Origin of the sequence: Streptomyces sp. NPDC058001, assembly GCF_042886315.1 — a bacterium.
GTDB lineage: Bacteria > Actinomycetota > Actinomycetes > Streptomycetales > Streptomycetaceae > Streptomyces.
Window position 1 is genome coordinate 527,288 of sequence record NZ_JBHVQT010000006.1, and the last position, 20,175, is coordinate 547,462.

The window sequence follows — 20,175 nt, forward strand, 5'->3', positions numbered from 1 at the left end:
CCGTCCCGTCAGTTGAGGGGGCCGCCGGCCACGTACAGGACCTGGCCCGAGACGAAGCCGGCCTCGTCGCCGGTGAAGAACGCGATGGCGTTGGCGATGTCGTCGGGGACGCCGACGCGCTGGACGGGGATCATGGAGGCGGCGGCGGCCTTGAAGTCCTCGAAGCCCATGCCGACACGGTCGGCGGTGGCCTTGGTCATCTCGGTGGCGATGAAGCCGGGGGCGACGGAGTTGGCGGTCACGCCGAACTTGCCGAGTTCCTTGGCGAGGGTCTTGGTGAAGCCCTGGAGTCCGGCTTTGGCGGCGGAGTAGTTGACCTGGCCGCGGTTGCCGAGCGCGGAGGACGACGACAGATTGACGATCCGGCCGAACCCGGCGTCCACCATGTGCTTCTGACACGCCTTGGCCATCAGGAAGGCGCCGCGCAGATGCACGTTCATGACGGTGTCCCACTCCGAGACGTCCATCTTGAACAGCAGGTTGTCGCGGAGCACACCCGCGTTGTTCACCAGGATGGTGGGCGCGCCGAGTTCTTCGACGATTCGCGCGACGGCGGCCTCGACCTGGTCCTGGTCGGAGACGTCGCAGCCCACCGCGACGGCCTGACCGCCGACGGCCTTGATCTGCTCGACGGTGCCCTTGCAGGCGGACTCGTCGAGGTCGATCACGGCGACCGCGCGGCCTTCGGCGGCCAGTCGTACGGCGGTCGCGGCGCCGATGCCGCGCGCGGCCCCGGTCACTACGGCAACGCGCTGGTCAGTGGTGGACATCTGGTTCTCCTCGCCCTCGGAAAGCCTGTCGGAAAGCCTGAACCGCTCGGTGAAGCGCCGGGATGCGGCTCCCCCGGCCGGGTGCGGCTCGCACGGTACGCCCCTCGGGTGAGCAACCGCTTAGTACCTTCGCCGCACGTGACGCTAGAAGCCCTGGCACCCGGTGTCAACGCCCCACCCTGCGGGTGTGATCGATTACCGCACCAGGAGGTCGAGCAGCCGGTCGGCCTCGGCCTCCGGATCGGCGGTGAGTCCGGTGTGGACCGGGCCGGGCTGGACGATCGTGGAGCGCGGCGCGATCAGCCAACGGAAGCGCCGTCCGGCGTCGTCACGCGCGGCCTGACCGGCGCTCGGGCCGCCCGCGCAGACTCCGGTGACGGCGTGCAGCGCGGCCCGTACCCCGGTCAGGTCGACGTCCGGGTCGAGTGCCGTGAGACGGGCCTCGTCCAGGTGCGTGCGGGCGCCGACGTAAGAGCGGGCGCGGCAGTAGACGACGACGCCCGCGTTGATCTGTTCGCCGCGTTCCACGCGCGGGACGACGCGCACCAGCGCGTACTCGAAGACGTGCCGCTCGCTCATCGTGCCTCGCCTTTGTTGTCGCCTTTGCTGTCGCCGACGCCGCCGGTGCCGCCTTTGTCGTCGTCTTTGTCGTCGCCCCTGTTGTCGCCCTTGTTGTCGGCCGTGAACCATCCCGTCGGGCGGGCGGCGAGCACCGCGTCGCGGGGTCCCAGGGTGATGCGTTCGTGAATCGTCCGCGCGCGGGGGAGCAGTGCCGCGACATAGGCGTGGCGTACGGCGTCGGCGCTGTCGAACCCGGCCTCGTCCACGAGCCACGCGTCTGGCACGTCGGCCGCCGCCTCGGTGAGCAGGTCCTCGGTGACGAGCGGCGCGAGTTCGGCGGCGGCGGTCGCCACGTCGGGACCGAAGGGTGCGAGGGCGTGGTCGGACGCGTCGTACGGCTTGGCCGCGGAGGCGGTCGCGGTGGGCCAGTTGTGGTGCCAGATCATCGTCGCGCCGTGGTCGATGAGCCACAGATCGCCGTGCCAGACCAGCATGTTGGGGTTGCGCCAGGACCGGTCGACGTTGTTGACGAGGGCGTCGAACCAGACGACGCGTCCGGCTTCCACCGGGTCGACGGTGTAGGCGAGCGCGTCGAAACCGAGTGCCCCGGACAGGAACGCGACGCCCAGATTCGGCCCGCCACTCGACTTGAGCAGTTCCTGCACCTCGATATCGGGTTCACCGAGGCCGATCACCGGGTCGAGTCGAACGGTGAGGAGATCCGGCACGCGCAGCCCGAGCCGGCGGGCCAGCTGACCGCAGATCACCTCGGCGACAAGCGTCTTGCGGCCCTGTCCCGCGCCGGTGAACTTCATGGCGTACGCCCCGAGGTCGTCGGCCTCGACGAGCCCCGGCAGCGATCCACCTTCACGCAGGGGCGTGATGTAGCGGGTCGCGATGACCTCTTTCAGCACTTTCCCGGGCCACCCATCTCTTCACCCTTGCAACCCACGGCCGTCCGCCCCTTGCTTTGAAGGTCCGGCGTCCGGCCTGCGGCCTCCGGCACGAAGTGAGCATAGTAACCGAGTGTGATCACGGGCGATCGGCGGGGTGAGTTCGGCGGCCGTCGCTACGGTACGGGCTGTTGCTGGGCGACGCAGTGGATGCCGCCGCCTCCCGTACCGAGGCGGTCCCGTGTGTCCCTCTCTTGCCGCGCTTCCTATGAATCGGCCGCGGCGTTGAACACGGCACGGTCCTCGTTCGTACGTGAACGAGACCTCCGGAAATCATGGAAGGGATCCACCATGAGCGTTACGCAGGAGTCCGTCCCCACGCCGTCCCGCCGCACCGTGGTCACCGCGGTGGGCGCCGCAGGACTGGCCGCGGCGCTCACCGCGTGCGGGAGCTCCGACGACTCGCAGTCCGCCGGAAGCGCCCAGTCGGACGGCGGTGCCTCGTCGGACGCCGGAAACGGCGGAGGGAACACCGCGGGGAGCCCGTCCGGGAACGCGTCGGCTGACGGCGGCGCGGGCGCCTCGCTCGCCAAGACCTCGGACATCCCGGTCGGCGGCGGCAAGATCTTCGGCGACGAGGGCGTGGTGGTGACCCAGCCGACGCAGGGCGACTTCAAGGCGTTCTCGAACCGCTGCACCCACGCGCAGTGCCCCGTCACCTCGATCGAGGGCGGCACGATCAACTGCCCGTGTCACGGCAGCAAGTTCTCCATCGCCGACGGCAGCGTCGTGCACGACCCGGCGACGACGGCCCTGCCGCCCAAGCAGATCAAGGTCACCGGCGAGGAGATCACGCTCGCGTAGCGGACGCGCGCGGTCGTTTCCAGCAGCCGAGCACATCGTCGGCGGTGGTCATGGTGGCGACCAGGGCGAGCGTGTTACGGACCATCGCGGGGGTGTAGTCGGCCGGCACCCCCGCGATGGCGTCCTCGGGGACGACGACCGTGTACCCGAAGTTCACGGCGTCGAAGACGGCGTTGGGGATCGCGACGTTCGCCGAGACCCCGGTGACGACGAGGGTGCGGCAGCCGAGGTTGCGCAGCAGCGGATCGACATCGGTCCCGGCCAACGGCGACAGACCGTGCAGTCGGCGTACGACGAGGTCTTCGTCGGCGACTTCGATCGGCGGCGCGATCCGTACGGCATCGCTGCCGGAGAGCTGCTGGACGGGGAGCCGTGCGGCGGCGCGGAAGATGCGCCCGTTACGGTTGGCGCCCCGGCCGTCGGGACGACGTTCGGCGACGGCGTGGACGACCTGGACGCCGCTTTGGTGGGCGCCCTCGACCAGCCGCGCCACGCGGTCCAGCGCCCCGGACGTCCGTGCCTCGTGGGCGAGTTCGGGCAGCGCGCTCCCCGTGCCGCTCTCCGTGCCCACGACGCCCTGCTGACATTCGACCGTCAGCAGGACCGTGCTCGCGGGGACGAGGAGTGCGGTGAGCTGTTCGTACGTGGGCATGGCTCCCCCAAGGGCCGGCATCCGGGCGGGCGAGGCTAGCCACCATTGCGCCAGGACGGAAGTCGAACCATGCTTCATCCACACATCGACTGACACGTCATCAGGGAAGCGGGTGCGCATGAGCGCCACACAGCGTCGGGGCCGCAAGATCATGATGAGCCCCGCCGAACTGGACGAGTTCCTGGCCACCGAGCGGACCTGCCGGGTGGCGACGGTGTCCGCGGACGGGGCGCCGCACGCGAGCACCCTGTGGTTCGCCTGGGACGGCACCTCGCTGTGGCTGTACTCGATCACACGCAGCAAGCGGTGGGCGGATCTGCGGCGCGACCCGAGGATCGCGGTGGTGGTGGACGCCGGTGTGGAGTACGGGGAGTTGCGTGGTGCCGAGCTGTCGGGGCGGGTCGAGTTCGTCGGCGAGGTCCCCCGCACGGGTGAGCCGTGTCCGGAACTCGACGCCGTCGAGCGGATCTTCGCGCGCAAGAACTTCGGCCTGGACGAGATGCCGCATGACGGACGCCATGCGTGGGCCCGGCTCACCCCGGAGTCGATCGCGTCCTGGGACTTCCGGAAACTCGGGGGGTCTTGAGGTCCGAGGGCTCGGGGACGCTGAAGTCAGAGGACTCGGGACTCGGGGACCAAGGCTCGGGGTTCGGGGATCGGAGGTCCGGACCACCCCTGAGCCCTGTCATTCCCGGCCGTCCGCCGCCCCCTTGAGTGCCTGCACCGCTGCCCTGATCGAGGGCCGCCGGTCGGCGTCCGCCCGCCAGACCACATACACATGCCGGCGGACGCGGTGGCGGACCGGAATCGTGCGGACGCCCCGGGGTGTCGGCTCGCGGCCGAGGCGGGGGGCCACGCAGACGCCGAGTCCCGCCGCGACAAGCGCGAGTTGAGTGTGGTGCTCCACCGCGCGGTGGGCGATACGCGGCTCGAAACCCTTCGAGCGCAGCGTGTACATCAGCCACTCATGGCAGAACTCGCCCTCGGCCCAGGTGATCCACTCCTCGTCGGCGAAGTCCTCCAGGTCGACCTCCGCGCGGTCGGCGAGGGGGTGCCCTTCGGGAAGGGCGACATCGGCGGGATCGTCGAGAAGGGATTCCTTGGCGAGTCCGTCGGGCAGCGGCAAGGGCTTGTTGTACCAGTCCAGGACGACAGCGAGGTCCAGGTCACCGCGGATCACGCACGCGACGCCCTCCTCGGGTTCCAGTTCCTCGGACCGTACGCGCAGGCCCGGATGTGCGGTCCGGAGCGCGGTCAGGGTCGCCGGGAACAGCCCGCGCGCGGCGCTCGGGAACGCGCTGATCCGCAGCTCACCGACGGCCTGCCCACGTTGCGCCTCCAGATCGGACTGCGCCAGCTCCACCTGCGAGAGAATCCGGGCCGCGTGGTCGGCGAGGAGACGCCCCGCGTCGGTGAGTCGTACGCCCCGGCCGTTCTTCGCGAGGAGTTGCTGTCCGACCTCGCGCTCCAGCTTCGACATCTGCTGTGAGACCGCCGACGTCGTCACATGGAGGCCCGCGGCGGCCCCGCTGACCGAGCCGTGCCGGGCCAGGGCGTCGAGGGTGCGCAGTCGCTCCAGGTTCAACATGTAAGCGATACTACGCAATACAGCGAACAAAATCTAGATTGTGCTAAGACGTCTGGCTGGGTCATCGTGACGGTCATGAGCATCGCCGCCGCGCCCGACGCCCCATCGACATCGACATCGACATCAGTCGAAGCCACTGCCGCCCCGGCCCGTCGCCGCCCGCTCGACTGGCGGCTCCGTTTCGGCGCGCTGTCGCTGATCTGGGGCTTCAGCTTCCTGCTGATCAAGGTCGGCACGCACGGGTACGCGCCGTTTCAAGTGACGCTCGGGCGGCTGGCGTTCGGCACCGCGGTCCTCGCGGTGGCTCTCCTGGTGAAGCGCGAACGGCTGCCACGCGGGGCCCGCACCTGGGGCCATCTCGCGGTGTCGGCTTTCCTGCTCAACGCGGTGCCGTTCTCGCTGTTCGCCTACGCGGAGCTGACCGTCCCGTCGACACTCGCCGGGATCTGCAACGCGACGTCACCCCTGTGGGGCATGGCGCTGTCCCTGGTGGCCCTGTCCGAGGACCGGCCGACCCGGCGCCGCGTCGCGGGGCTCGGCATCGGTTTCCTCGGGGTACTCACCGTGCTGGGCGCCTGGCAGGGCTTCCAGGGGCTGGACTTCAAGGGCACGGCGATGGCCCTACTGGCCTCGCTGAGCTACCCCATCGGCTGGATCTACGTCCGCCGCACCCTGGCCGGCTCCCCGCACTCGAATCTGTCGCTCACCGGTGGGCAGTTGCTGCTCGCGACGGTCCAACTGGCCGTCGTGACACCCCTGTTCACCTCATTGCCCACCCGCTTCGCGGTCGTCCCGTTGCTCGCGATCGTGGTCCTGGGCGCGCTCGGTACGGGACTCGCGCTGCTGATGCAGTACGGCCTGGTCGCCGAGGTCGGCCCGACCACGGGCCAGATGGTCACGTATTTCATCCCGGTGATCGCGACCGCTGCGGGCGTGGCGATCCTCGGCGAGCCCCTGTCGTGGTCGACACCGGTCGGCGCCGTGATCATCATCGCGGGCGCCGCGCTCACCCAGTCGCGCCGCCGGACCTGACGTCGGGGCGTCGGAGCCGGACGTACGGGCGACACGTCATCGGAGCCGGACGCGTACGACCGCAGCGTCAGACGTAACGCCGAGCATCAGGCGTACCGCCGCAGCGTCAGACGTACCGCCGGGCGGGCGCCGGACCGGTCGCGTCCGCCACGGCGTCGGCCACCGCGCGGATGTCGTCCGGCGTCAGCGTGGACACCGTGATCCGCACCCCGGGCGGCGCCCCGATACGGAACCGGGCGCCGGGTGCGACGGCCCAGCCGGCGTGCAGCAACCGCGCGACGGCGCCGGTCTCGTCGGGCACCGGAACCCACACGTTCATGCCGCTGCGGCCCTGCGCCGCGATGCCCCGCTCGGCGAGCGCGGCGATCAGGGCGTCCCGGCGCGCCCCGTAGGACGCTGCGACGGCAGCCGCGTCGACGGATCCGCCGGCCCAGAGCCCGAAGACGGCGCGCTGCTGAATCCGGCTGACCCAGCCGGGCCCGAGCCGCTGCCGTCCCCGGACCCGGTCGACGGTGAGAGCGTCACCGGTGAGCACGGCGAGCCGCAGATCGGGCCCGTACGCCTTGGCCGTGGAGCGTACGAACGCCCACGCGCGCGTGGATCCCGCGAGCGGGCGCAGGGGTTGGTCGACGATGCCGTGTCCGTGGTCGTCCTCGATGAGCAGGACGTCGGGGTGTGCGGCGAGGATCCGGCGCAGGGCACGCGCGCGGGGTGCGCTCAGCACGGCGCCGGTCGGGTTCTGCGCGCGGTCCGTGACGACGAGGGCGCGCGCACCGCCGTCGAGTGCCGTGGTGACGTCGTCGGGCAGGGGCCCGTCGTCGTCCACGCGCACCGGCACCGCGCGCAGCCCGAGTGCGGGCACGAGGTCGAGGAGGCTCCCCCAGCCGGGGTCTTCGACGGCCACCGTGTCGCCCGGCTTGAGATGGGCCGCCAGGACGCGTTCGATCGCGTCGAGGGAGCCCGAGGTGACCGCGATGGGCCCGGCGGGCACACCGTCCCGGTCGAGCGCCCCGCGCGCGTACCGCGCGAGTTCGGGTTCGACCGCTTCCTGCCCGTACAGCACGGGCCGTCCGTCCGCGTACGCGGCGGCGGCGGCGAAGACCGCCATGAGTGAGGGCAGCAGGGTCGTGTCGGGGTTGCCGTCCGACACGTCCCGTACGCCAGCCGGCACATCGACCCGGATGGCTTCGCGCGCGGTGATGGCGGGCTTGGAGCGGACCCGGCTGCCGCGCCGCCCGGCCGTCTCGATCACGCCGCGCTCCCGCAGGGTGCGATAGGCGGCGGCGACCGTATTGGGATTCACGCCCAGCCTGGACGCCAACTCACGTAGCGGCGGAAGCAGTTGCCCCGGCTCCAGGTCCCCCGCGCCCACGGCCTGCTCGACGCTGCGCGCGATCTCCGCAGCACCACTCCCCTGGATCGGATATTCTCCTAGCACAAAGCCCATTATGCACTAGTGCAATACAAAGGCAAACCCGAGCGCTCCTCGCACTGAGGGGACCCAGGACCGATCGCATTCGAGGGAGACGGCCATGCCGGACCAGACGACCGCCTACACCCCCGCCGACAGCCCCGCCTACACCCCCACCGACCGCAGCATCCCCACCCGCGACCGCGAACGGGCCTCGTACGACCGCGCGTCGGTCCACGCCATACTCGACGCGGCGTATGTCTGCCATCTCGGTTTCGTGCGGGACGGGCTGCCCGTCGTGCTGCCGACGTTGTTCGCGCGGGTCGGCGAGCGCCTGTATGTGCACGGTTCGACGGGATCGCGCCCGTTGCGGATGGCGGGCCAGGCGGACCCGGGCCTCCCGGTGTGCCTCACGGTGACGCATGTCGACGGGCTGGTCCTGGCCCGGTCGGCGTTCCACCACTCGATCAACTACCGCTCGGTGGTCGTGCAGGGCAGCGCGTACCAGGTCACCGAGCAGGAGGAGCGGCGGACGGCCCTGGACGCGATCGTGGAACATGTCGTCCCGGGCCGTACCGCCGACTCGCGCCCGGCCAACGCGAAGGAGCTGGCGGCCACCGCCGTGCTCCGTCTCGACCTGGACGAGGTCTCCGCGAAGCTGCGCACAGGCGGCCCGAACGACGAGCCCGAGGACGTAGACCTCCCCCACTGGACGGGCGTCCTGCCGGTCCACACGGTCTACGGCACGCCCGTACCGGCGGACGACCTGGCCGACGGCATCGACGTACCGGACTACCTCAAGACGATGTGAAGCCCGCCCCCGGCCGGGACCACACCCCACGCAAAACCGGAAGTGGAAACAAAGGGCGGATTCAAAGGGCGGAATCAGAAGGCGGAAACGGGCCCCTACGCGCGCGTAGGGGCCCGCCAGGTCACGCCGGTGCCGCCTCCCTCCGGGCTGTCGCCGCGTCCCTCGCCTCCGCCGCGCCGAGGCCCGCGACGGCGACCAGCAGGAGCAGGGTTCCGATCACGGTCGCCAGGGTCAGTCGCTCACCGAGCAGGGTGACCGCGATGACGGCGGCGCTCACCGGCTCCAGGAGCATGATCACGGACACGGTCGCGGAGCGAACGACCGCGGCGCCCGCGAAGTACAGCGCATAGGCGAGCGCGGTCGGCACGGCCGCGATGTACACCAACAGGACCATGACCTGGCCGGGTTGAGCGGTGTACGGGACCAGTCCCTCGGCGGCGCCGAACGGCAGCAGGCACACGGCGGTGACGGCGAACGACCACTCCGTGGTGCTGGAGGAGTCCGCCCCGCCGTTCCTCCCCCGCCAGCGGGTGAGCAGTGTCATCACGGCGTACCCGGCCGCCGAGACGACCGCGAGCAGCACGCCGACAGGACGCACGTCGGCGTCGCCACTGCCCAGGACCATGACGGCGAGCCCGGCGAGTGCGCCGGCGACGGCGGCGACCCCGCCCCGCCCGAGCCGTTCGCCCATGGTGACGCGGGCGCCGAGCGCGATGAGGACGGGTCCCGCGCCGAGCGTGACGACCGTGCCGACGGCGAGTCCGGTCACGTCGACAGCCGCGAAGTACGTGGTCTGGAACACCGCGAGGGCCAGCCCGGTGGCACCGATCCGGAGGGCCTTGCGGCGCAGCGGCTCGGCGGGCGCGTCGGCGGGCCGTGCCGGGTACCGCTTCCCGCGCAGGAGCCGGGGCAGCCGGGCGGCGAGCAGCAGGAGCAGTCCGCCGGCGCAGCGCCAGAAGGAGAGGGCCACCGGACCCATGTCACCGGCGCGGTAGACCAGGGACGCGGCGGCGCCCGCGGTCCCCCAGGCGACACCGGCGACAGTCAGATAAAGGAGGCCACGCCCGATGGGCAGGCCGGAGACAGCGTTCGACACGTGTTCTCTCCGCAGATGCACAGAAGTTCGGAAAGGGACCCACGTCAGATCTGTGTCATCTCTGCGTCAGATCAGCGTCAGGTCCGCGGGCTTCTTCTGCGGGCAGCACCGTTCCGCCCGGCGACGGCCAGGCTCAGGGACCGGGGGCCCGCCTCAGGCGGCGGGAGGCGGAAGAACGAGTGTGCTGAGCATGTCGGTCACCCTATGGGGCGCTGCCACGCGTGGACAACTCGTCCTCGGTGGCGTTCTCCTTGGCGCCACCAGCGGCGCCCTCAGCAGCGTCCCCAGCGTCCCCAGTGGCATCCCCCGTGGGCTCCGGTGAAGGTCCGGTCCCCTCGGAACCACCCGCGACGACCGGCGCGCCGATGCCACCCGCCGCGACCGGTTCCGCGGAGCCCTTCACCGGGGTGGAGGACTGCGCGATGAACGCGCCGGCGAGGACCACCGCGCCCCCGATGATCTGCGGCGCCGACAGATGCTCCCCGAGCATCACCCAGGCGAGCACGGTCGCGATGACGGCTTCCAGACAGGCCACGACCCCGGCCACCTGCGGCGACAGCCGGCGCACGGACAGGACACCGGTCCCGTAGGCGAGGACGGTCGCGAGCAGGACGATCCAGGACAGCAGCAGGAAGGCCGCGACCGGGGTGCCGTTCATGTCGGCGGTACCGGTCAGGAGGGACCAGTCCATGGACCACGGGCGCGCTACGACGGTCAGGACGACGGCGCCCACGAGCAGCCCGTACGCGATGACGCCGAGCGGGTTCGGAGCCTTGTCGCCGGCGTCGCTGCCCTGGTCGGACAGGACGAAGTAGCAGGCTTGACAGCCGGCCGCGCCCAGTGCGAGCAGCAGACCGATGGCGTCGAAGCCGAGCCCGGCCCAGACCTCTACGACACAGGCGAGCCCGCCGACGGCCAGCACGACCCCGACGAGTGCCGCGCGCGTGACGGGCCGCCGCTGCACGAACCGCACCCAGCCGAGGACGAGCGCGGGCCCCAGGTACTCGACGAGCAGGGCGACGCCCACAGGGATACGGGAGATGGCGGCGAAGTAGCACGCCTGGACACCGGCGACGGCGAGCAGCCCGTACCCGGCGAGCAGCGCGGGGCGTCGGCGTACGAGGTCGCGGTGGCGCCAGGCGAGCGGCAGCATCACGAGCGCGGCACCGGCGACCCTGAGCCACACGACGTGCAGCGGGTCGAGGCCCGCTTCGATCAGCGGCTTGGCCGCGACACCGGAACCACCGAAGGCGAGGGCCGAGACGAGGGCGAGGCCGAGACCGAAGCCCCGGCCGCGTCCATCCTGAGTCCCCTGAGACGTATGCACCGGGACATGATGACAGGCGCGGTCATGAGCGTCATCCCCGGTGACACCTGTCTCAGGGGCTGGACGTCACGGAGTCGACGGCCGTTCGCGGCCCCGGTCCGCCTGATGCCCGTCCACTTGATGCCCGTCCGTCCGATGCCCGTCCGCCGGGTCGGCGGTGGGGCCGGACCACTGGAGCAGGAAGCGCAGGGCGTCGTGGGAGGGGGTGTCGGGCGGGGCGGTGTAGGCGATGAGGAACTGGTCGGGCTCGGTGTCGACGGTGAGTTGCTGGACGTCGAGGGTGAGGGTGCCGACGACGGGATGACGGTAGGTCTTGGTGAGCTGCCGGGGTCCGCGTACCCGATGCGTGGCCCACCAGGTCCGGAAGTCCGGGTCGCCGGCGGTGAGTTCGCCGATGAGCGCGGCGAGGGTGCGGTCGTGGGGATGGCGGTCGGATTCCATCCGCAGGACGGCGACGCATTCGCGGGCGGCGCGTGGCCAGTCGGCGTACAGGGCGCGGAAGTCGTCGTCGAGGAAGGTCAGCCGGATCAGGTTGCGTTCGGCGGCCGGCAGCGCGCCGAAGTCGGTCAGCAGGGCGCGGGCGGCGCGGTTCCACGCGAGGACGTCCATTCGGCGGTTGAGGATCATCGCGGGGACGTCGTGCATACCGTCGAGGAGGTGGCGCAGTTGCTGGTCGACGTGGTGGGCGATCGGTTGCCGTGCGGGAGCGGCCTGTACGGTCTCGGCGAGCGTGAAGAGGTGGGCGCGTTCGTCCGGGGCGAGTTCGAGGGCGTCGGCGAGTGCGTCGAGTACCGGCCGTGAGACGCGGCGGGTACGGCCCTGTTCGAGGCGGACGATGTAGTCGACGCCGACGTGTGCGAGCTGGGCGAGTTCCTCGCGGCGCAGGCCCGGGACCCGACGCAGCCGCCCGTCGTCGGGCAGTCCGATCCGCCGGGGGTCCAGGGCGGCGCGACACGCGCGCAGGAAATCGCCCAGCTCACTGCCGCCGGAAGCCTGACCAGGTCCTCGGTGTTCCATGGCCCCAGTGTCCCCGCCGGGCCGGCCACGTGCCTGGTACTGATCTGCACAGGCACAGGCACAGGCACAGGCATGGGTACAGGTCCCGGCTCCGCGCGGGCTCCGAACCGACGTCGTACCGACCCCGTACCGCCCGCCGCTAGGCGGCCGGCACCTCATCGATACGTTTCAACAACTCACCCGCGTCGACCCCGGCGTGCCCCAGGACCTCCACCGCGCGGCAGTCGGGATCGGCGGCCAGGGCGGCGAGCAGGTCGACCCCGCGGGAGCGTCGCTCACCGCGTCCCTCGGCGCGCAGGCAGGCGACTTCCATGGCGACGGCCGCGGTCGGCGACCAGCCCGCCTCGCGTACGACGGGCACGGCACCGGAGTCCTCGACGGAACCCTGCCACTGGAGTCCGTAGCCGATGCTGCGCTGCACGAGATACCCGAGCAGCCGGGCGACCTGGGCGCCCTCGGCGAAGACCTCCCGCACCTGCGGGTCGGATTCGAGCAGGGAGTGCAGCAGATGGGCGGTGTCGATCTGCCGGTCCGCGTCACGCACCGCGCGCCGCCGAGCGGCTGCCACGACCGCGACCAGTTCGGCGCTGAGCCGGTCATCGATGTCGGCAGGGGCGGAGCCGCTCTCGGCGGCCTGTTGCGGGATACGGGGTAGCACAACCTCTACCCCATCAGCCTCTGGCACCCGGAACATCAGCGGCGGGAAGCATCTTCCCGTCCGACACAGGTTGGGTACGCGTGAGCTGGTTCTCCTCCTTACGGATGAGATCGCGCCGTTTCTCCGGTAGGGCGCGCGCCGCCTTGCCGCGCGCCGGTCCGGCAACCGCTCCCCGCATCCGCACGTCCTTCTGATGCATGGAAAGCGGGTGCTGGCTCGTGGCCCTGCCCTCGATCGACGGCAGGGAGTACGTGTACCGGGTCTACGCGCCTGGTGACGCGCTCCTCGCCGACCTGTTCTGGGAGGCGTGGCACTGCCACGACGAGGGGCCGTTCCCCAGGGCGTCGGACCTGTTCGACGCGGCGGTGATCCGCCGCGTCGGCTTGCCGTACCGGGAACCGGTCCGGGAACCGGAATCCAGGGAACGGGAACCGGGAACTTCCTGACGGTTCATCAGTATTGAATGTTCAGGGCGCTACGGCTACGTTCCGCGACACCGTAGCTGCGCGCGGCGCAGCACCCGACGAGAAGGGGTGGCCGCATGGCCGAAGTCAGCGCGGAAGCACGGATGGACGCACCGCCGGAGAAGGTCTGGGCGCGCCTCACCGACTTCTCCTCGTACGGGGAGTGGAACGCCACGCACACCAGTTTCCCGAAGGGCGGCCCCGCCGACCTGGCCGTGGGCGGCACCTTCGAGGAGAACATGAAGCTGATGGGCTTCCCGGCCGAAGTCACCTGGACCATCGAGGAGCTGGAGACCGGCCGCACCTTCGCCATCAGAGGGAAGGGCCCGATGGGCGTCATCGTGGGCACCCGCTATTCGCTGAGCCCCGACGGCGGCGCGACGACGGTCCGTATCGACGGCGAGTTCACGGGCGCCGCCGTCTCGATCATGGCGGGCAAGCTCAAGGACTCGGCGACGGCGGCCCTCAACGAGTCGCTGCGCAAGCTGACCGGTCTGGTCACCTGAGCCCGAGAACGGTCAGGGATCACCTGAGCACACGAAAGAGGGACGCCCTGCGTGATTCACGCGGGGCGCCCGGTTCTGTGGTCAGTCGCCTGATCAGTCTCTGGTCAGCCCTTTGATCAGTCTTCGTCGGCGAGGATGAGGTACAGCTTCTTGCGGGCTTCGTTGATCACGGAAAGCGCCTTCTCGCGCTGTTCCTTGCTGCCGGTCTTCCAGACCTGGCCGAACGCCTCCATCAGACCGAAGCCGGCTTGCCGGATTTCGCTCAGCGTCTCCCAGTCGACCCCGCGCCCGGCGTCCTGCCAGGGCGCCTCGGGCCCCTCGTCGGCCGCCGAACGGCCCGACTCGGTGAGCGAGAACAGCTTCTTGCCGCCCTCACTGGCGCTGCTGATCAGACCTTCGTCCTCCAGCAGTTGCAGCGTGGGATACACCGAACCCGGGCTGGGCTTCCATGCCCCGCCACTGCGTTCGGCGATCTCCTGGATCATCTCGTAGCCGTGCATCGGGCGGTCCTTCAGCAGCGCCAGGATCGACGCGCGGACGTCGCCGCGGCGCGCCCTGCCCCTCGGTCCGCCTCGACCGCGGCCACCCCAGGGCCCTCCACCCGGGCCGAAGCCCGGCCCGAAGGGACCAAAGGCGGCACGCCGCCCCTCGAATCCACCCCGACCCTGATGGCCGGGACCGTACTGACCGTGTCCATGTCCGTGTCCATGCGAGTGCATCGCAATCGCTCCTTCCATCGTTGATCGGTCGCGATGCGTCAACGATATATCGGAACAGATCGCAGGGCAACCCCTTTGCCGTCCCCCTCTCCGATCAGGCCGCCGCCACGGCGATCCCGTCGCCGGCGGCGACCTGTCTCAGTCCGCTCAGCCCCACAGCTCCTGGATGGTCGAGAACACCTTCTGGTTGTGCGAGAACTCGATCGTGTTGCCGTCGGGGTCGTTGACGGCGCAGATGTACCCGATGTGGGCGGCCATCTCCACCGGCTCCCACCGCAGGTTGCCCATCTCGCGTGCTTTGGCCGCGACCTCATCGACGTCCTCGCGGTTCGGCAGCTCGATACCGATGTGCGCGAACGGCGCCAGCGTCGGAATCTTCTCGCCCGGCTCGATGCCGAAGCGCGCTCCGACCTCGGGAATGAACTCGGCCAGGACGAGGACGAACGCCGAGTCCACCTGGCCCTTGTTCGACAGCCAGGCGCCGCGCCCGTTGCTGTCCACGTTCTTGGTGACCAGGACCAGCGGGGTGAGGTTCTCGTAGAACTCGATCGATCGATCCAGGTCGCTGACCGGGATGGCGACGTGGGTCCAGCGGGGTTCGGTCAGTTGTGCCATGGTTCGGCTCTCCTTATTCATTGGTCTGGTTCGGCATTCGTTCGGGATTCATTCGTTTCGTTCGGCCCGACCGCGACGCGCGGCCGTGCGGTCAGACGGTGAGCCACTTGGCTCGGTCGGGCAGGCCGGAGCGGGCCACAATGCCCTCGCCGGCGGTCTGGGCGCGGCGCAGCAGGTCGTCCTCGTCGATCGTCGTGCAGCGGTAGTTGTCGACGACGCACCGCCCGTCGACAAACACGGTGTGCACGCCCCGCCCGTCGGCCGACCACACGAGTTGGTTGGCGACGTTGTGCAGGGGCCGCCACTCCGGCCGGTTCGTGTCGTGCAGGACCAGGTCGGCCTTCTTGCCCGTCTCGATCGAGCCGATCTCGTGCTCGGCCTGCAGTCCGCGGGCGCCGTTGCGGGTGGCCATCGCGAACGCGTCCTCGGCCGGGAAGATGGTGGCGTCGCGCCGGGCGTCCTTGAACAGGCCGGCGACCAGGTAGGTCGCGCGCATCAGGTCGTGGTAGTTCGACGCGTTGTTGCCGTCGGTGCCGATCGCCACGTTCACACCGGCCGCCACCATTTCGGGGAACTTGCCGATCTGGGTCACGCCGTAGGACACCTTGAGCGCCGTGGTCGGACAGTGCGAGACGCTCGTCCCGGTGCCGGCGAGCAGCGCCACCTCCTCGTCGTCGACGTGGACGGCGTGGGTCAGGATGGCGTTGCCGCCCAGCACGCCGATCTCGTTCAGGTGCACCATCGGCCGTTGCCCGAACGCCGCGAGGAACCCCTCGGGGTCCATCGCCGCCGGGGACATATGGGCGCTGAACCCGGTGCCGCACTCGATCGACAGCCCCTTCGCGGCCCGCCACAGCTCGTCGCTGCAGCAGGTGTGGCCGATGATGATCGGCCACGCCTGGATGCGACCGTTGGCCACCGACGCGTACTTGTCCATCGTGTCGTTCAGGCGCGCGATCGCCTGCGCGGTCGACAGGCGCAGCACCTCCGGCTCAGGTACGAGATCCCACGCCCACGGTCCGACGCGGGCGCGGATGCCGATCTCGGTGAGGGCCTCGACGACCGGGTCGATGAACCGGATCGTGCCGGCCTCAAGGAACGCGGTCGTTCCGCTCTTGAGCATCTCCAGCGCCGCGAGCTGGGCCGAGATGTGCTCGTCCTCCTCGGTGTAGTGCGTGTGGATCGGCGTGAGCCACTCGAAGACGTTCTCCAGGAACGGGGTGTCGTCCGGGACGAAGCCGCGTGTGAGCGGTTCGCCGGTGATGTGCACGTGCGTGTTGATCAGCCCCGGGGTGACGACGAACCGCTCGCCTGCGATGACGGTGTCGCTGTGCCACTGGGCGGTCACGTCGGCGGTCTTGCCGACGGCCACGATCAGGTCGTCCCGGATGGCGACCGCGCCGTCGCTGATCACGTGGCGGGAGTCGTCCATCGTCACGACGAGGGTGTTGACGATCAGGGTGTCGGCGGGTGCCGTGGTGTTCGACGGGTTCACGAGGTGGCCTCCGGGGTGCGGGAGAGGGTGCGAGTGCGGGAGCAGGAGCGGATGAGGCGGACGTGCTGGCGCGGCACCGGCTCGAACGAGTCGACCAACTCCGCTCCGGCCGCTTCGGCCCACGCGTGCAGGTCCGCGACCGTGACACCGAGCCCCGCTGTGGAGGCCAGCATCGTCAGTGACAGCAGCAGTTCGTGGCGCGCGGCGACGCAGGTGGCGCCGCGGTCTTCGCCATCGCCGTCGCCGTCGTCCTCGCTGTCGTTCTCGCCGTCGTCTCGGGCGCCGGCCGGGTCGGGACGCGAGTAGTCGACGACCACGACGACCCCGTCCGCACCGGCCAGCTCGACCGCGCGGGCGAGCAACTGCCGGGCCCGCTCGGCCGGCTCGGCCCGCAGCACGTGCGCCAGGACGACGACGTCGGCCGTGGCGACCGGGAGCGCGACGTCAAGGTAGTCGCCGGCAACGGCGATCACCCGCTCACGCAGGCCGGCGTCCGTGGCCGCCTGCTCGGCGATCGGCAGCACGTTCGGCCGGTCGACCGCGATCACCGTGCCGTTCGGCCGGGTGCCCAGCAGCGCGGTCAGCCACGCCCCCGAGCCGCAGCCGAGGTCGACGATCGTCGGCTGCTCCGGCCACAACCCGCGGCGCTCCAGCTCGGCGGCGACGGCCGTCGCCACGCCGGCCTGGGTCGGGCCGGTCGCGCGCACGAGCGCCGGGTACAGCTCGGTCAGGTCGGCTGTCACGGCCGGCTCGGGTGCGCCGGTGCGGACGGTGTCGGCCAGGCCCGGCCAGCCCCCCGGCGGTCCGGGCGAGTACCGCACGAGTGCGGCCATCGAGGCCGGCGCCGTCGACACCAGGTAGCGCTCGGCCACGGGCGTGAGCCGGAAGCGATCCCCGACGGCGGCGAGCAGGTCGAGCGCGACGAGGGTCTCGGCGAGCACGGTCACCGGGCCCGGCCCGGCCGCACCGATCGCTGCCGCCAGCTGCGCGGCGTCCAGTCCGGTCCGGGAATCGGCGTCCTGTGCGTTCTCTGCGTTCTCCGCGTTCTCCGCGAGGGCGTCGAACAGGCCGAGGTCGAGCGCGGCCGAGAGCGCCCAGTAGGACGTGAAGCCGTTGATCACGTCCCACACCGGCGCCGGGCTGACCGGAGTGGCGGTCGCCGTACTCATGGGCGCAGCACGATCTTGCCGGTGGCCAGCCGCGACTCCATCCGCTCCTGCGCCGCCACGGCCTCGGTCAGCGGGAACTCGCTGTCGATCGGCGTACGGAACGTCGAGGCCCAGTAGGCGTCGAGCATCGCGGCGAACTCGCGGCGGTCGTACGGGTCCGAGCCGAGCAACTGGAGGCCGAAGTGGTAGGCGTACACCAGGTCGAACTCGGCCCGGTTACCGGTCGTGTTGCCGAAGAACACCAGTCGTCCGCGCGGCGAGAGGCTGTAGATGCCGGTGTTCCACGTGGCCGGGCCGACGTGATCGAGTACGAGGTCGGCGCCCCGCCCACCGGTGACCTCGCGCACGGTCTTGACGACGTCGCCGGTGGTCGAGTTGACCACGACGTCGGCGCCCAGGCCGCGTGCGTACTCGGCCTTCGCGTCCGAGCCGACCGTGGTGACCACGCGGGCACCGCCGGCCTTGGCCAGCTGGATCAACGCGGTGCTGACGCCGCTGCCGGCCGCGTGGATCAGCACCGTCTCGCCGAGGCGGACCTTGCCGATCTCGATGAGCGCGTGCCAGGCCGTCATCCAGATCGTCGGCACGACGGCCGCGTCGACCAGGTCGACCTCGTCCGGCACGAGGTGCACGTTGGCCGCCGGGACGAGGACGTACTCGGCGTAGCCGCCGGCCAGGGTGGCGCCGATGACACCCGCGCTCGGACACCTGCCGTCAGCTCCGGCGGCGCAGCTCTCGCAGCGATCGCAGGGCACGGCCGGATTCACGACGACACGCGCGCCCTCGGTCAGCGCGGTTCCGTTGCCCGCCCGCCCGGTGCCCGCCGGGCCGACCGCCGCGACGGTGCCGGCGATGTCCATGCCGGCCACATGCGGCAGTGCGAAGCCGGGGATCAGTCCGGGCCCGCGCCGCTGCAGGACGTCGAGGTGGTTGAGGCCGCAGGCCCCGACGCGGACGAGTACCTCGTCCGGTCCTGGCTCGGGCACCGGGACGTCGGCGACCTGGAGCACATCCGGGCCGCCGTGCGTTCGATGGAGTACAACCTTCATGGGAGAGACCTCCGCTGGCTGTGAACTTCGGTCACCGGCCAGCTCGTTGCACACCTGGTCGGCATGCAACGGTCTCCGCGGAGCGCTGAGGGCGCTCCCTCCGATCGATTTGTTGCCCATCGATCGGGTCGGCCCGAACGCTATTGATGCCCGTCGACGGTTGTCAATGGCCAGAACCGATCGCCTCGAACTCGACAAGCCCGGCGAAAGGTATGCGGATCATCGTTGTCAGGGGAAACCGCCGTCAGCGGCCGGCGCGCCCCAAGCGGGCGACCCAGCGGGCAAGCCCACGTCGCGACCGGCGAGGAGCCGAAGGAACCGGCCCCCGACTCCCCGCACCAGGCCGCTGACCATCGCGCCCGCCCCGGCTCCAGTGATCGTCGGGCGACAGCAGCGGTGCCTTGCGGTCCGCCTGTGCCTGGATCTCGTAGTGGGCCTGGTGAGCGGTGGTGCGGAACGCCTCGTCGTATGAGGCCAGCGCGGCGGTGATGCCCGCGCCGGCGGTACCACGGCGGCGTACGTGCACGGCCAGCCACGCGAAACCGCCCATGACCGAGGCCATCCCGGCGACGACGATCAGGAACGTCCCCAGTCCACTCATGCCACCGAGCCTAGGCTCACCGGCGCGGCGCGGGCCTCTCCCGGTGAACATCTACGCCGACCATTTCCGGCCGCCCCCACCCCACCTCGCCGCCCCTCCCCCCTCCCCCGGCATGCCCGCCATCGGCGTAATGAAAGGCGCCGCACCGGGGACCGATCACGCTGTGCCAGGTGACCAACGGCAGCGCGGACGAGAAGAATCCGGACCGGCTGATCGCCCTGTCCGACGGCATCTTCGCCATCGCCATGACCCTGCTCGTGCTCGACATCCGACTGCCCGCGAACCTGGACACGGCCCAATTCCACGACGCCGTGCGTAAGTTGCTGCCCAACATCGCCGCGTACGCGCTGAGCTTCGCCATCCTGGCGGGCTTCTGGCGCGACCACCGCCAGATCCTCCATACCGCCCGGCGCGTGGACGCCCTGTCGCTGCGGCTCACCCTGGCCGGCCTGGGAGCCATCGCCCTGGTCCCGTTCCCGACGTCGATACTGTCCGAGTACGCGTCGCAGTCCCTCGCCGTCGCCGTCTACGCCGCCACGGTGGCCCTCGTCGACCTGCTGCACATCGCCCTGTTCGTCTCGATCTGGCGCCGCCCTCACCTGGCCCGCCCCCTTGAGGACGACGTCGCGTACCGCATCATCGGAGACCTGGCCGCCCCGGCTCTGGTCTTCGGCGCGACCATCCCGATCGCCTTCGCGTCCCCCAGCACCGCCCTGTGGTGCTGGCTCGCCCTGATCCCCGCCAATTTCACCGCCGCCCTCTGGCAACGCCACAGCAGACACCGGAAGAACCCCTGACCTGGATCCGGATCTGGAGCCGCCACGCCAAAAGGGCTCGGGAGCCGTCCGGGCCAAAAAGGGTCCAACCACCTTGGATT

General features: G+C 70.8%; 23 protein-coding genes. 7 read left to right on the forward strand and 16 right to left on the reverse strand.

The features are described 5' to 3' along the window. Positions 1 to 8 precede the first annotated feature (8 nt). The 3 genes from fabG to ACFVT5_RS17985 all read right to left on the reverse strand — a co-directional run bounded on the left by fabG (position 9) and on the right by ACFVT5_RS17985 (position 2,245). A complete protein-coding gene (gene fabG, locus ACFVT5_RS17975) occupies positions 9 to 770 on the reverse strand; it encodes a 3-oxoacyl-ACP reductase FabG (RefSeq protein WP_389888009.1) in 762 nt (253 codons plus the stop codon). 195 nt (positions 771 to 965) lie between these two features. Next, positions 966 to 1,349, reverse strand: coding sequence for a DUF3037 domain-containing protein (locus ACFVT5_RS17980; RefSeq protein WP_389888012.1), 384 nt, complete (start codon positions 1,347 to 1,349; stop codon positions 966 to 968). Beyond that, complete coding sequence (locus tag ACFVT5_RS17985) at positions 1,346 to 2,245, reverse strand: HipA family kinase (protein ID WP_389888015.1); 900 nt, start codon at positions 2,243 to 2,245, stop codon at positions 1,346 to 1,348. Before ACFVT5_RS17985 ends, ACFVT5_RS17980 begins: the two co-directional genes overlap by 4 nt. Before the next feature lie 330 nt (positions 2,246 to 2,575). Here ACFVT5_RS17985 and ACFVT5_RS17990 point away from each other — a divergent pair, with 330 nt between their 5' ends. Beyond that, complete coding sequence (locus ACFVT5_RS17990; protein WP_389888017.1) at positions 2,576 to 3,088, forward strand: Rieske (2Fe-2S) protein; 513 nt, start codon at positions 2,576 to 2,578, stop codon at positions 3,086 to 3,088. Here the strand turns inward: ACFVT5_RS17990 and ACFVT5_RS17995 are convergent. Next, positions 3,075 to 3,740 carry a cysteine hydrolase gene (locus tag ACFVT5_RS17995; RefSeq protein WP_389888020.1) on the reverse strand — a complete coding sequence of 222 codons (666 nt, stop codon included), beginning with the start codon at positions 3,738 to 3,740 and terminating at the stop codon, positions 3,075 to 3,077. The genes ACFVT5_RS17990 and ACFVT5_RS17995 overlap by 14 nt on opposite strands. Positions 3,741 to 3,858: 118 nt before the next feature. Between ACFVT5_RS17995 and ACFVT5_RS18000 the strand changes: the two genes are divergently transcribed. After that, a complete protein-coding gene (locus ACFVT5_RS18000; RefSeq protein ID WP_389888023.1) occupies positions 3,859 to 4,326 on the forward strand; it encodes a pyridoxamine 5'-phosphate oxidase family protein in 468 nt (155 codons plus the stop codon). 99 nt (positions 4,327 to 4,425) lie between these two features. On the opposite strand, the gene ACFVT5_RS18005 is transcribed toward ACFVT5_RS18000, so the two are convergent. Continuing rightward, complete coding sequence (locus ACFVT5_RS18005) at positions 4,426 to 5,328, reverse strand: LysR family transcriptional regulator (RefSeq protein WP_389888026.1); 903 nt, start codon at positions 5,326 to 5,328, stop codon at positions 4,426 to 4,428. A gap of 75 nt (positions 5,329 to 5,403) precedes the next feature. Here ACFVT5_RS18005 and ACFVT5_RS18010 point away from each other — a divergent pair, with 75 nt between their 5' ends. Further along, the gene (locus ACFVT5_RS18010; RefSeq protein ID WP_389888029.1) at positions 5,404 to 6,360 is read left to right on the forward strand and encodes a DMT family transporter; all 957 of its coding nucleotides are present in this window, start codon (positions 5,404 to 5,406) and stop codon (positions 6,358 to 6,360) included. A gap of 106 nt (positions 6,361 to 6,466) precedes the next feature. Here the strand turns inward: ACFVT5_RS18010 and ACFVT5_RS18015 are convergent, their stop codons facing one another. Next, positions 6,467 to 7,798, reverse strand: coding sequence for an aminotransferase class I/II-fold pyridoxal phosphate-dependent enzyme (locus tag ACFVT5_RS18015; protein ID WP_389888032.1), 1,332 nt, complete (start codon positions 7,796 to 7,798; stop codon positions 6,467 to 6,469). 94 nt (positions 7,799 to 7,892) lie between these two features. Between ACFVT5_RS18015 and ACFVT5_RS18020 the strand changes: the two genes are divergently transcribed. After that, positions 7,893 to 8,582 carry a pyridoxamine 5'-phosphate oxidase family protein gene (locus ACFVT5_RS18020; RefSeq protein ID WP_389888035.1) on the forward strand — a complete coding sequence of 230 codons (690 nt, stop codon included), beginning with the start codon at positions 7,893 to 7,895 and terminating at the stop codon, positions 8,580 to 8,582. Positions 8,583 to 8,703: 121 nt separating this feature from the next. Here ACFVT5_RS18020 and ACFVT5_RS18025 read toward each other — a convergent pair whose 3' ends face one another. The 4 genes from ACFVT5_RS18025 to ACFVT5_RS18040 form a co-directional block, all read right to left on the reverse strand. After that, positions 8,704 to 9,678, reverse strand: a complete 975-nt coding sequence (locus ACFVT5_RS18025) for a DMT family transporter (RefSeq protein WP_389888038.1) — start codon at positions 9,676 to 9,678, stop codon at positions 8,704 to 8,706. A gap of 202 nt (positions 9,679 to 9,880) precedes the next feature. Next, positions 9,881 to 11,005: a DMT family transporter gene (locus tag ACFVT5_RS18030; RefSeq protein WP_389888041.1), complete on the reverse strand. Its 1,125-nt coding sequence runs from the start codon at positions 11,003 to 11,005 to the stop codon at positions 9,881 to 9,883. 66 nt (positions 11,006 to 11,071) lie between these two features. Next, on the reverse strand, positions 11,072 to 12,022 hold the full coding sequence (locus ACFVT5_RS18035; RefSeq protein WP_389888044.1) for a helix-turn-helix transcriptional regulator: 951 nt from the start codon (positions 12,020 to 12,022) through the stop codon (positions 11,072 to 11,074). A gap of 139 nt (positions 12,023 to 12,161) precedes the next feature. Then, positions 12,162 to 12,680 (reverse strand): Clp protease N-terminal domain-containing protein, encoded by a 519-nt coding sequence (locus tag ACFVT5_RS18040; RefSeq protein ID WP_389888046.1) that lies wholly within the window; start codon positions 12,678 to 12,680, stop codon positions 12,162 to 12,164. Positions 12,681 to 12,877: 197 nt separating this feature from the next. On the opposite strand from ACFVT5_RS18040, the gene ACFVT5_RS18045 reads away from it, so the two are divergent. Both ACFVT5_RS18045 and ACFVT5_RS18050 read left to right on the forward strand, forming a co-directional pair. Further along, a complete protein-coding gene (locus tag ACFVT5_RS18045; protein ID WP_389888048.1) occupies positions 12,878 to 13,126 on the forward strand; it encodes a hypothetical protein in 249 nt (82 codons plus the stop codon). A 95-nt stretch (positions 13,127 to 13,221) separates the two neighbouring features. Beyond that, positions 13,222 to 13,650: an SRPBCC family protein gene (locus tag ACFVT5_RS18050; protein WP_389888050.1), complete on the forward strand. Its 429-nt coding sequence runs from the start codon at positions 13,222 to 13,224 to the stop codon at positions 13,648 to 13,650. A gap of 116 nt (positions 13,651 to 13,766) precedes the next feature. Here ACFVT5_RS18050 and ACFVT5_RS18055 read toward each other — a convergent pair whose 3' ends face one another. The 6 genes from ACFVT5_RS18055 to ACFVT5_RS18080 all read right to left on the reverse strand — a co-directional run bounded on the left by ACFVT5_RS18055 (position 13,767) and on the right by ACFVT5_RS18080 (position 19,298). Then, the gene (locus ACFVT5_RS18055; RefSeq protein WP_389888052.1) at positions 13,767 to 14,369 is read right to left on the reverse strand and encodes a PadR family transcriptional regulator; all 603 of its coding nucleotides are present in this window, start codon (positions 14,367 to 14,369) and stop codon (positions 13,767 to 13,769) included. A gap of 147 nt (positions 14,370 to 14,516) precedes the next feature. Then, positions 14,517 to 14,984, reverse strand: coding sequence for a VOC family protein (locus tag ACFVT5_RS18060; protein ID WP_389888054.1), 468 nt, complete (start codon positions 14,982 to 14,984; stop codon positions 14,517 to 14,519). A gap of 91 nt (positions 14,985 to 15,075) precedes the next feature. Further along, positions 15,076 to 16,479 carry an amidohydrolase family protein gene (locus ACFVT5_RS18065; protein WP_389888057.1) on the reverse strand — a complete coding sequence of 468 codons (1,404 nt, stop codon included), beginning with the start codon at positions 16,477 to 16,479 and terminating at the stop codon, positions 15,076 to 15,078. After that, the gene (locus tag ACFVT5_RS18070; protein ID WP_389888060.1) at positions 16,476 to 17,648 is read right to left on the reverse strand and encodes a class I SAM-dependent methyltransferase; all 1,173 of its coding nucleotides are present in this window, start codon (positions 17,646 to 17,648) and stop codon (positions 16,476 to 16,478) included. The genes ACFVT5_RS18065 and ACFVT5_RS18070 overlap by 4 nt, the downstream gene beginning before the upstream one ends. Further along, entirely contained in the window at positions 17,645 to 18,697 is a 1,053-nt protein-coding gene (locus ACFVT5_RS18075; protein WP_389888063.1) for a zinc-binding dehydrogenase, read from the reverse strand. The genes ACFVT5_RS18070 and ACFVT5_RS18075 overlap by 4 nt, the downstream gene beginning before the upstream one ends. A gap of 244 nt (positions 18,698 to 18,941) precedes the next feature. Then, a complete protein-coding gene (locus ACFVT5_RS18080; RefSeq protein WP_389888066.1) occupies positions 18,942 to 19,298 on the reverse strand; it encodes a hypothetical protein in 357 nt (118 codons plus the stop codon). Positions 19,299 to 19,468: 170 nt separating this feature from the next. Between ACFVT5_RS18080 and ACFVT5_RS18085 the strand changes: the two genes are divergently transcribed. After that, positions 19,469 to 20,095: a TMEM175 family protein gene (locus ACFVT5_RS18085; protein WP_389888068.1), complete on the forward strand. Its 627-nt coding sequence runs from the start codon at positions 19,469 to 19,471 to the stop codon at positions 20,093 to 20,095. The last annotated feature ends 80 nt before the right edge of the window (positions 20,096 to 20,175 follow it).